7 protein-coding genes are annotated in these 10,998 nt (G+C 46.3%); 5 read left to right on the top strand and 2 right to left on the bottom strand.

The window, feature by feature from the left end; genetic code table 11:
- The first annotated feature begins 68 nt into the window (after nucleotides 1–68).
- Complete coding sequence (locus VER99_RS22075; protein ID WP_061778629.1) at nucleotides 69–2,786, top strand: cation-transporting P-type ATPase; 2,718 nt, start codon at nucleotides 69–71, stop codon at nucleotides 2,784–2,786.
- On the opposite strand, the gene VER99_RS22070 is transcribed toward VER99_RS22075, so the two are convergent.
- Nucleotides 2,779–3,351, bottom strand: coding sequence for a dioxygenase family protein (locus tag VER99_RS22070; RefSeq protein ID WP_020335956.1), 573 nt, complete (start codon nucleotides 3,349–3,351; stop codon nucleotides 2,779–2,781). The two genes, VER99_RS22075 and VER99_RS22070, sit on opposite strands and share 8 nt — an antisense overlap.
- 352 nt (nucleotides 3,352–3,703) lie before the next feature.
- Here VER99_RS22070 and VER99_RS22065 point away from each other — a divergent pair, with 352 nt between their 5' ends.
- The 3 genes from VER99_RS22065 to VER99_RS22055 all read left to right on the top strand — a co-directional run bounded on the left by VER99_RS22065 (nucleotide 3,704) and on the right by VER99_RS22055 (nucleotide 8,217).
- Nucleotides 3,704–5,494, top strand: a complete 1,791-nt coding sequence (locus VER99_RS22065; RefSeq protein ID WP_020335957.1) for a S8 family serine peptidase — start codon at nucleotides 3,704–3,706, stop codon at nucleotides 5,492–5,494.
- A gap of 123 nt (nucleotides 5,495–5,617) precedes the next feature.
- On the top strand, nucleotides 5,618–6,040 hold the full coding sequence (locus VER99_RS22060) for an NAD-dependent epimerase/dehydratase family protein (protein ID WP_020335958.1): 423 nt from the start codon (nucleotides 5,618–5,620) through the stop codon (nucleotides 6,038–6,040).
- A 665-nt stretch (nucleotides 6,041–6,705) separates the two neighbouring features.
- Complete coding sequence (locus VER99_RS22055; protein ID WP_236614676.1) at nucleotides 6,706–8,217, top strand: sigma-54 interaction domain-containing protein; 1,512 nt, start codon at nucleotides 6,706–6,708, stop codon at nucleotides 8,215–8,217.
- Nucleotides 8,218–8,352: 135 nt separating this feature from the next.
- Here the strand turns inward: VER99_RS22055 and VER99_RS22050 are convergent, their stop codons facing one another.
- On the bottom strand, nucleotides 8,353–10,482 hold the full coding sequence (locus tag VER99_RS22050) for a D-(-)-3-hydroxybutyrate oligomer hydrolase (protein WP_236614677.1): 2,130 nt from the start codon (nucleotides 10,480–10,482) through the stop codon (nucleotides 8,353–8,355).
- Between the two features lie 373 nt (nucleotides 10,483–10,855).
- Here VER99_RS22050 and VER99_RS23035 point away from each other — a divergent pair, with 373 nt between their 5' ends.
- Nucleotides 10,856–10,993: a helix-turn-helix domain-containing protein gene (locus VER99_RS23035; protein WP_076633463.1), complete on the top strand. Its 138-nt coding sequence runs from the start codon at nucleotides 10,856–10,858 to the stop codon at nucleotides 10,991–10,993.
- Nucleotides 10,994–10,998 lie beyond the last annotated feature (5 nt).

Raw genomic sequence — 10,998 nt, 5'->3', positions numbered from 1 at the left:
CTAGCCGATATTCTATAATTATAAAACGAAGAGCATATTCTTAAGTGCCACTAGTAAGAGGCAGGTTCATGGATAAAATTAGCAACCTTTGGCACAATAAATCCATCGAAGATACCTTTGCTACGCTCTCTAGCCAAACAGGCGGCCTAGCGCCTCAAGAGGCATCTCAACGCCTAGCTAAGTTTGGAGCTAACAAGCTTCCGACTTCTCATGGTCGATCGATTTTCCAACGCTTACTCGGCCAGTTTAACAATGTCCTGATTCATGTGTTGTTAGTGGTTATGGTCGTCACCGCTGCGCTCGGTCACTGGGTGGATGCAGCAGTAATCGCAGGCGTAGTGATCATTAATGCCATTATTGGGTTCCTGCAGGAAGGCAAAGCAGAAAATGCGCTCAATGCTATTCAATCCATGCTTGCTCCAACCGCTTTAGTGCTGCGAAACGGCCATCAAGCGACTATCAATGCCGAAGATCTTGTTATTGGTGACGTTGTGATCCTCCAATCAGGTGACCGAGTTCCCGCCGATCTTCGTTTGGTTCGCACTAAAGGCTTACAAGTGGCTGAAGCGATACTCACTGGTGAGTCAATGACAATAGAGAAAACCACTCACCCCGTCAGTCCCGAAAGTGAATTAGCAGACCGTTATTGCATGGCTTATTCAGGAACGATGATTACTCACGGACAAGGCTCAGGTGTCGTTGTGGCAACTGGCATAGACACCGAACTGGGAAAAATTAGCTCTCTGGTTTCTCGAGTAAAACCCACCACCACCCCACTCCTTAAGCAAATTGCTCAGTTCAGTCGCCTTTTAACCGCTGGGATTTTAATTGTGGCTCTTGCTACCTTCATTTATGGCTTGCTGATTCAAGGTTACCCGATCACAGATATGTTTCTTGCGGCTGTCAGCCTAGCCGTTGCGGCGATTCCAGAAGGGTTACCCGCAATTATGACCATCACGCTTGCTATTGGCGTAGAAAGGATGGCCAAACGTAATGCCATTATTCGCCGTTTACCTGCCGTAGAAACGCTAGGGGCGGTTTCAGTTATCTGCACCGATAAGACCGGAACCCTTACGCGAAATGAAATGACCGTACAAAAAGTCATTACTACAAACAACGAGTTCGGAATCGGCGGCACAGGGTTCGACCCTCATGGTGAAGTGACTATTGATAACACATCGATTTACCCTGAGCAGCATCCTTTTCTTATTCAGGCGATGAGAGCTGCGGTGTTGTGTAATGATGCCAACATTCAACTGCATGATGGAAAGTGGCAAATACAAGGTGACCCGATGGAGGGAGCACTGCTTATCGCCGGAATGAAAGCGGGCATAGATATTGAGACAGAGACGAAAAACTTTCCAAGAACTGATCTTATCCCTTTCGAGTCGGAACACCGCTTTATGGCAACACTTCATCATAATCATGAAGGACAAGCGTTTATTTTCATAAAAGGTGCGCCAGAACGAGTTATTGAAATCTGTAATCAACAACATATCGATACAGATACGAACAGTTTGACCACTGAAATTGACCGTAATTACTGGCACACGCAGATTGAAATGATGGCCAAACAAGGGATGCGGGTTTTGGCAATTGCATATCGGCCAACTCATTATACTCAGCTTGAACTCACCTTTGATGACGTCAAAGATGGGCTCATCATGCTTGGGCTTTTTGGCCTGATAGATCCGCCCAGACAAGAAGCCATCAACGCTATTAGTGTGTGTAAGAATGCTGGAATACGCGTAAAGATGATGACTGGCGATCATGCGCTTACGGCACAAGCAATCGCAAGCCAGATTGGACTCATCAATTCACATAACACGCTGACTGGCCAGCAAATCGATGCGCTGACAGACGATGAGCTTTTTGCCGTTGCCAAAGACATTGATGTTTATGCTCGCGTTAGCCCAGAACATAAAATGCGACTGGTCGACACGCTACAAAAACATCAACAGATAGTTGCGATGACTGGAGATGGCGTGAATGATGCCCCAGCACTCAAACGGTCTGACATAGGGACAGCCATGGGTATTACTGGCACAGACTCCGCCAAAGAAGCCGCCGAAATGGTGCTCACCGATGACAATTTCGCGTCGATTACAGCCGCGGTAGAAGAAGGACGCGCTGTCTACGATAACCTGAAAAAAGCGATTCTGTTTATTCTGCCAACCAACGGCGGAGAAGCGTTGATTATCCTCGCAGCGGTAGTTTGGGGGTTCAAAGACTTGCCCCTCACACCCATTCAAATTCTTTGGGTTAACATGATCACGGCCGTTACACTTGCCTTAGCCTTGGCTTTTGAACCCAAAGAACCAAATCTAATGCAACGTAAACCTCGCTCAGCAAAATCACCGCTATTAACTTCACACCTGATCTGGCGAGTGGTATTTGTTTCCCTGATATTAATGCTTGGTACTCTCAGCATGTTTGTTTGGGAAATGGAACAGCAAGAAAACATTAGTAGAGCGCGTACCGTTGCAGTAAACACATTGGTTATGTTTGAAATATTTTATTTGTTCAATACTCGATTTATTCTCGACACCGCTTTTTGTCGACAAGGGTTAATAGGCAATGTCTACGTATTAATTGCGATCGTGGTGCTGATCGTCTTTCAAGCTTGCTTCACCTATCTACCTTTCATGCAGGTACTGTTTGGAACAACAGCTCTGGAGTTTGATGTATGGCTGCGAATAGTGATCGTCGCCTCTTCAGTGCTATTTCTAGTCGAATTAGAAAAGTATTGCCTAAGTAAAATAAAAAGCAGTCTGCTATCTATGTAATCACAAAGGTAAACTCTCCCGTTAAGCGATTGTCGATTTTTATTGGCTCAAATTGCAAATAGTCGCGCGCTTTGCCGCCCCACCACTCGTTACCAGTATTGCCTTTCAGATAGAGTTGCGTGGTTAACAGTTCTTTATCTCCTCGCCACAGTTTTACATGTATATGAGGAGGACGCGAACCGTATGCAACGGGATATAAGGTTTGGAAGAGGTAACGCCCGTTTTTGTCCGTAATAGCGGCACCAACGCCAGCAAAGTGAGGATCAAACTTTTCGTTGCTCGATTGATTGGGATGGTCATAAATGCCCTGACCGTCACACTGCCAGATCTCAACCTTAATACCAAAGACTGGATTACCAGACGTATCCACGACCTTGCCATGTAATACAATGGGCTCACCCACTAATCCATCAGGCTGCAAAATCAAGTTTTCACGAAGCGGTATTCGCTTAACCGGATAAAACGGCCCCTCTGTTTGCGCTGGTGTAGGTTTCATTGGACTCATCGCTTTGAGCGATGGAGCAAACAGTAGTGTCCATAAAGCTAGAAAATGCCTTCGTTCCATGATGCCACCCTAATTTTTGACTACTTTAATTGTGGTGTACACAGAGCAATTTTCCACTTAAGCGTTAACGTACTAGCGGTATGCTCCTCGGTAGTTAGTCAAACAACAAAGTCGATGGAGATTACAAACTTCACTTTTAGGGTCTAGGCTGTTATCGGACAGAAACGCGTAGAATATCTCACCTTTAATCACAATTACTCTAACCAGAAAGCTAACTATTTGAAGTTATATATCTCAAATTTGATGGTTTCTGAGTTTATTTATAACGCTATCAGCTACTACGCTTAAATTGAAGATCATCCGGACAGCTAATTACCACTGGAAAAGATTAACCTAGTTTGGAGCACTTACGATGAAACCAATTTTAGTTACTTTGCTACTCTCGCTGACAGCGTTGATTGGCGTTATACCAATCACGATAGCAGCGCCTCCTTCCGGAGGATATATTGTCGTTTTTCATGACCATATCGATAACCCAGCGGCTACAGCCAACGAAATATCACGTCAGGTTGGCGGCAATATTGGCTTTATCTACCAGCACGCCCTGAAAGGCTTTTCTATCACAGTACCGCCCCAAGCGGTTGCGGCTATAGAAAGAAACCCTAAGGTCAAATATGTCGCCACAGATGATCTACGCTATATTTCAGCTCAGATCCCTCCAACAGGTATCCAAAGAATTTTCGCTGATACGAATACTAGCATTGATATTGATAGTAACGATGATTATCGAGTAGATGTGGATGTTGCTGTACTTGATACCGGCATCGATTTTGAGCACCCGGATCTGAATGTCGTTGGAGGCGTTAATTGTGCAACTGGAGGGCCATTTAACACAACCTGTGGTAGTGGTGGTGATGATGACCACTATCATGGTACTCATGTAGCCGGAACCATAGCGGCTCTGGATAACGATATTGGTGTGGTTGGGGTTGCCCCCGGAGCCCGTCTGTGGTCAGTGAAGGTGCTAAATTCCAGAGGCAGCGGTTATGCCTCATGGATCGTTGCTGGGATCGATTGGATAGCAGCTAACGGAAATATTGAAGTGGCCAATATGAGTCTGGGCGGCCCTGGTTTCAACCAGGCTGAATACGATGCCATTCAAGGAGCCGTTGACGCTGGTGTCGCTTTTGTTGTTGCGGCAGGTAATGATGGCGATGATGCAAATAATTATAGTCCCGCAGCATTCGATAACGTATTAACCGTAAGTGCCCTGGCAGACTTTGATGGTGCGCCTGGAGGTTTTGGCTCTCAGACCTGTCGCCCAGATCAAGATGACACTCTGGCTGATTTCAGTAACTGGGGTAGTGCTGTTGATATTGCAGCTCCGGGCGTCTGTATTCGATCTACCTATCCACTGGAGCAGGGAGAGTACGGCACAATTAGTGGTACATCCATGGCTTCTCCGCATGTGGCCGGTGCCTTGGCATTATTGGCGAGCTCTAATCCACCTTCGAATGCAGCAGATGTGTCTATATTATATGGTGTCGTTGTAGGTGCGGGTAATTTTGATTGGACCGATGATTCGGATGACGCGACTCAAGAACCGTTACTGGATGTTAGTAACTTGTTCCCTAATCTAGTTCAAGTTGATCAAGCCTCTAATCAAGCACCTACGGCAGAATTCACCCATTCGATTGATAGTGATGATGTTAGTGGGCTAACCGTTAACTTTACTGACGTCTCTGATGATAGCGATGGTTATATTGAAAGTTGGTTCTGGAACTTTGGTGATGGTAATTCGTCGACTATTCAGAATCCAAGTTACTCCTATAAAGAGTATGGTACCTACTCTGTTACGTTAACAGTAACTGATGACGGTGGAGTAACAGGTACTTATTCACAAAACATTCCGGTTGACGATCCTAACGCAGGTGGTGGATCAGGCTATGGTATTGATCTCACCGTTATCCCTCGCAAAGTCAGAGGAACCATGTACGCTGATCTTGTATGGACAGCAACAGATGACGGCAAAGGAATAGATATATACCGGGATGGTAGCCCACTCATCGAAAATGTGGTTGATAACGGGGAATATACTGACGCCAATCTTGGTAAAGGTGGGGGCACATTCACGTATCACGTATGTAACGCTGGCAGCATTGGAAATAGTGACTGTTCTGATACAGTGACAGTTGAGTTTTAGCCACACAGTTTTAATGACTGACGTCCCTTTCAGCATATAGTGCGCTGAAAGGGATTGTTCCTTTCATCACTACGTAAACATTAAGTTATAAATCAGAACTTAGAACTACTTCTAGCGGTCGTCTTGCGAGGTCAATTCAAAGGCGATTACTTTTCGCGCTTCAACCTTACACAAACCGATTCACCTCAATTAGAGAACGCGCCTTTTGCACCTAATGGAGTTAAAGGACAAGTTCGTGCTCAGATCACTAGTATGCTGCTTGACGCGATGAAGCAAGGTTCAATCGAAGCTGTTATCTGTCGTGCGCCTGAATTTTATGGTCCGGGTAAGACGCAAAGCATCACGAACTCGACCATTATCGACGCTCTTGTTGCAGGTAAAATTGCCAAAGTCTTTTTGTGTGATGATGTAAAACGCAACCTCATTTATACGCCAGATGCTAGTCGGGCAATAGCTCTTATCGGTAACACTCCGGATGGGTACGGACAGACCTGGCACTTGCCATATGACGACAACAGACTTAATTACCATCAGTTTACGAGCTAGACGCAGAGGTATTTCAAGTTCAACCTAAATATCGTGTGCTCAAACGCTGGCAATTATGGCTTGCAGGTAAAGTGAAGAGACAAAAACTTATGTATGGGGAGAAGCAATAAATGCAGAGGGAATGAAGAAAACCGTACGTATCCTTACAACGAATGGTTACGACCTGACCGTTACAGGCTCTCTCGCCATTGCTGAACACCTATTAAATTCTCATTCAGCCGCAGGAGTATACACGCCGTCAAAGTTGATGGGCGCTGACTTCGTTACTCAATTACCAGGGTGCTCAACTTTTCAATTCGAAAAGTGAGTGTCAATTGCATTCATCGGAAACATCCTAATGGTACCTACAATAAAACGCAGTAATACCACTTTTACGATTTTGAGTCATGACCCCAAAATAATATAGATTCTGTTACCTTGGACAAAGAAAGTTGTTACAAATATATAAATTAATTTGTTTCCTTTTGTGACTGAAATGTTATCTTTTTTATTCAGTTACCTTTGAGTTTTATACTCAAAAATCTAGAGTAAGAGGGATTATGAATAACGATACTCCGAAGATACCATTCACCATGGCGATTCTGCCGGTCATTCTCATGGATCTCTCTCATGGTCGGGGCCATGATATAAATTAGAGAATGCCTCTAAAAAATAATAAGCTGATTATGACAGAACTACATGCAACAGCGACACTCAAGGACTCCGCCTTCAAAACCCTAGCGGATTCCTTTGCCACCTTTTATAGCAATACCATCGCTATTGACCAACAGCACCGCATCACCTGGATAAGTAAGGGCTATCGTCAGTTTCTGGGGCTGAGCCATAACCCTGTAGGTGAGCCTATCACCCGTTATATTCAAAATAGTTTTCTACCCAGAGTCTCCGACAGTGGAGAACCGGTACTGCTGGAACTGTTATGGGTCAAACAACAGTGGACACTGGTGAGCGTGATTCCTCTGCAATCGGATCAGGGAGAGGTGATCGGAGCCTTTGGTTTTGTTGCTTTGGAGCAACGCAAAGGTTTTCACTCCCTGGCCAACCGCTTCAACCAAATGCAGCAACAACTGGACAATGTCACCCAGGAGTTAAATCAGGCAAGACAAAATAAATACCGCTTATCTCAGATTACGGGCCGCAGCGAACAACTGCAGAATGTCAAACATCAGATACGACAAGCGGCACGATTTGATATCTCTGTTCTACTGACCGGCGAAACGGGCACCGGCAAGGAGATGTTTGCCCACGCCCTGCATGAACTCTCAGCCCGCTCCCATAACGCCTTTGTCTCACTTAATGTCGCCGCAATTCCCAATAACCTGATCGAAGCAGAGTTCTTTGGTGTCGCCCCCGGAGCCTATACCGGCGCATCCAACAAGGGGCGTAAAGGTAAACTGGAGCTGGCCGATGGCGGCACCCTGTTTCTTGATGAAATTGGCGATATGCCACTGGAGCTGCAAAGTAAATTGCTGCGCGCCCTCCAGGAGCAAGAGTTTGAGCCATTGGGTTCCAATAAGGTAAAAAAAGTCAATATTCGCATCGTTGCCGCCACCAGTCGTAATCTGCCAAAAATGGTAGAAAACGGCGAGTTTCGCGCAGACCTTTACTACCGCCTTAATGCCATGCCGATCCATCTGCCCCCTCTTCGTGAACGTCAGGCAGACATTGACCTGATTGCAGAACGCCTGCTGGATGAGCTCTGTATCAGACTGCATCTGCCAGTTAAGTACCTGACACCGGATGCCATTAACCTACTGTGTCAGCACTCTTGGCCGGGCAATGTACGGGAACTGCAAAACCTGTTGGAACGAGCGGTGATTATGGCAGAGGAACACACCGAGATTGATGTCCAACTGATTCAGCCACTGTTAGTTCCAACAGCACAGTTTCAACAGACTGCACAGACGCAACCAATATCACCGAGAATAGATCCGAACACGGGATTGCCTATATACACTCTTTCATCAGCTAACCGACTTTCCCCCACTCTGCCTCAGGCCAACACTCCACCACAACCACTGCATGAACAGATTGCCCGAGCAGAGCGTAACGCTATTGAAACCGCACTTGCTTACACTCAAGGGCATAAGGTACAAACCGCTAAGCTGCTGGGCATATCCCGTGCAAGTTTGTATGAAAAGATGCGTAAGCTGGATATTCAGTACATAAAGAACTCATGAACAGCAAACACTCATTGCCACTCATACCCATCAGTCGGTGAAAAGGCGTATTAACCTGTAGACATAAAAAGCCCCGACCAGCACAAGAGAACTGATCGGGGCAGCCAATAATAGAAACGTGTTTAGGCAAGCGGATTATTGAGGAATCACCAGCGTATTATCCTGCCAGCGGACAACATCTTCACCCGGCATAGCCAGCACTTCACCAAACATGTCATTTGTAATCTGCTCTTCACCGCTTTCCTGCATCGACGTCGTGCGAACCAACTGACTCGGAGCCAGCGCCTCGCCTGAGCTCAGATGAGCAAACATCTGATTAAGCGCCTGTTCAAAGTAAGGATGAATATAGGCATAACGGTGCTGCATATTAGGTGGTGTGGCATAGAAACCCAGATTCGGGGCTAACAGATAGGCAAACATCTCCAGGTGATGGCCATTTTCGATTTCCCAGTACACGACATCATCGCGGGCATCTACCTGACGGTTACGGGCGTAGTAGGCGCGACCACCATGATTTGGTGCAACCACCTGATCGGCACGACCATGCATAATTATGGCTGGTTTACCCTGTAGATCACCACTCATTATCGCTTCCTGAATACCCGCCTGAACCCGGTCAAAATCACCGTTGCCTTTGTAAGTATCCAGAATCCCCAACTCAGTTAGCTTGGCCTTTCCGTAGTGGGACATCGCAAAGAAACACAGATCTGCATCCAAATTTTTATCCGCTGTGGAGTTAAACGCCGTCGCCCCATAAGGATCATACGAATTCATATTGACCGGTTGAATCCAGCGGCTACCACCAGCGATCATATTCTGTCCCAGGAAGCGCAGCGCCTTATCTTCATCACTCAGCACCTCGAACTGTTTCGTCCCGCCGTTATAGCTGGCGAAGCTGATACCACACAGCTGGTCCGAGATACTGTAACGACCGTAGGAGTTACCATAAGTATTGGTGATTTCAGAAAACATATTAGTAAACGCTGGCATACCCAGATTCTGCTCAGGCAGGAACCCCGCGACAGTATTCATCAGATCCTGTGCTTCCTGAGCCAGTACCTGCAAATCAGCAGAATAGGACGTTAACAGCCCTAATTGTTGCAGGCGGGTACAACGTTCAGGAGACTTAGCAGAGTTAACCAGATCGGCACTGTCGTTTTCGGTCAGGTTATTAGCACAGGGCTGATACACCGCACCAAAGGCATGCATATCGTATAAACTCCAGCCTACCGATTCAGGCCCCCAGCTGCGCTCCCCCTGAGTAATGGTAAAATCATGCTGATTCATTGCCGTACTCGGCTCAACAGCAACCACACCATCAATCAGCCCTTGCGTATCCTGCTCTGCAGCCATTAGTACAGAACGGCCACCATTGGACCAACTGGCTGCAATCACTGTGGTATTGTCAGGATTAAAAGCCAGATCAGGATAAGCCTGGTGTAAGGCGTAGAAAGCAAACTCAATGGATTGCAAGGTATTCAAGCCCCAGTCTTTACTAGGATTCTGCTGGGAGTGAGCGTGTTTGGTTGTTGCAGTACGCGGATCAGCAGCATCCGCAAAGCCTTCTGCAAACTCAGCGGTAAATGCAGAAGAGGAGCCTGCACTGATGGCATCAACAACCTTTCCATCCAGATTAATCACCTGCTGACTGCCAATAAAGTGTACGCCATCACCGGTGCCTTTATCGGTATAGGCTACGGCACAACCCCGTTTTAACGCCGCATCACCTGCCGTACCTGCCGCCCCATAAACACCACGGGAACCGGATGATGGCCCGGCAATAATACAAGGGCTCTCAGTAGAGAAACTACTCGGGACCTGCACCACCAGTTTGACATTGGTTTTACCAGAGCCATCATCCACAATGGCTTGATATTCCGTACCTGACACCTGGCCGGTAAACGCCTCTACCGTATGAGAACTAATCCCTCCAGTAACCAAAGGCCCCCAATGAATACCCCAGCCACCGGGCGTTACCGGATCCATCATACTGTTATAGCTGGATCCTAACTGGTAGCGACGGATCTGTTCCGGACTAGAACCTATCCCCACCGTTTCCGGTGTTACTGCACCAGTATTGCTATTCAGAGCCATACCTGTGAGCAAATCATCACTTATACCATCTACCTGAATGACATCAACCGAACCAGAAAGATAACTGGGCAGTACGCTGTAATCCGTGGTTTTTTCTGAGCTGTCGGAAGAGCCTAAGCAACCCGATAGCACCAGTGAGCTGGCAGTCGTTAAAATAACAGTCCTTTGCATATCAACCTCGTCTTGTTGTTTTTCTAAGTTGTTCAGAATGGATAAAAGTCGAACCAATCCAACGTAACTCACTAATCCAAGATATATGCCAAACACTTAACCAGCTGATAAGCAATGATTTATTATCCTCCCTGCTCACTAATATCCATAAATCTGGACACAAGACCGTCTAAAAAACTGGACATTATCCTGAATTTAAGACAATGAGAGAAAGACCTATAAAACGGTATACATGAATAACCGTTTCCAACAAAAGTGAACTTATGAAGTTCTTGCATTGAAACTCAGGCACATGAGATTTATAAGAGCGGGTTCTACAGCCCAACAATATGAATAAAAAAGAAATGAAACAGTAGATAGCGATAACCTACGCATTGGCCGCCAGATTCAGCATTTTTGTAAGGCTAAAGGCGTAACTATCGCTGAGATGGCCGAGCGTATTCAGCTTTCAATGGGATATGTCAGTCAGGTTGAGCGTGGGGTTACCTCTCTGCCGATTCCAAAACTTTAATCCGC

The sequence above is a fragment of the Vibrio natriegens NBRC 15636 = ATCC 14048 = DSM 759 genome (assembly GCF_035621455.1).
GTDB classification, from domain to species: Bacteria; Pseudomonadota; Gammaproteobacteria; order Enterobacterales; family Vibrionaceae; genus Vibrio; species Vibrio natriegens.
Note: the sequence above shows the minus strand (reverse complement) of the source record. Positions and strands in the feature narration are given on the sequence as shown.